Raw genomic sequence first — 581 nt, forward strand, 5'->3', positions numbered from 1 at the left:
TTGGGCAGCTGTCGCGACCACACCACCGTCACAACGATCCCGCCCGCCAGGTGCAGACGGCCGTCCTTGAGCCGGAAACCTCGGGTCGTGTAATTCAGCGAGGGCGCGGCCTCACGCTTCCGCTTGATCCGGGGCATCCCGGCCCGCTGCCGCATCGGCAGCTTCGCCTTGATGTCCTTGAGAGCCTTCGCCCGGGACTTGGCGAAGTCCCGGACGACCTGCTGCTGCGGAACGCTGGAACCCTCGCGCAACCAGGACATCGAACGACGCGCCTCGGTCAGCATCTTGTCGAGCTGCGCCGGACCACACGTCGTCTTCGTCTCAGCGTCCTTGTTGAGCTTGTGGACCTTGCGGGACATCGCCACGCACTCGTTCCACACCCAGCGACATCGGCCCCACTCCGCTTCCAGCGCGGTACGGGCGGTCGACGACAGCCGCAACCGATAGGTGTACCGGGCATACCCGGCAACCTGCTCGGCCATCGCTGCTGTCGTCATGATCCGAACCTAACAGCCGCCACTGACGACGGAAGAGAGTGCAGGTCAGAACAGATGCGCAGAGAACTCCGCCGCTTCGCGGCT

1 protein-coding gene is annotated in these 581 nt (G+C 65.2%); it reads right to left on the reverse strand.

Going from position 1 to position 581, the window contains the following annotated elements; translation table 11 throughout:
- On the reverse strand, positions 1 to 497 hold a 497-nt coding region (locus ACTMTU_RS36070; RefSeq protein WP_441267648.1), incomplete at its 3' end, for a helix-turn-helix domain-containing protein.
- Positions 498 to 581: the final 84 nt, after the last annotated feature.

This window comes from Streptomyces sp. OZ13 (genome assembly GCF_052068155.1).
Lineage (GTDB): Bacteria > Actinomycetota > Actinomycetes > Streptomycetales > Streptomycetaceae > Streptomyces.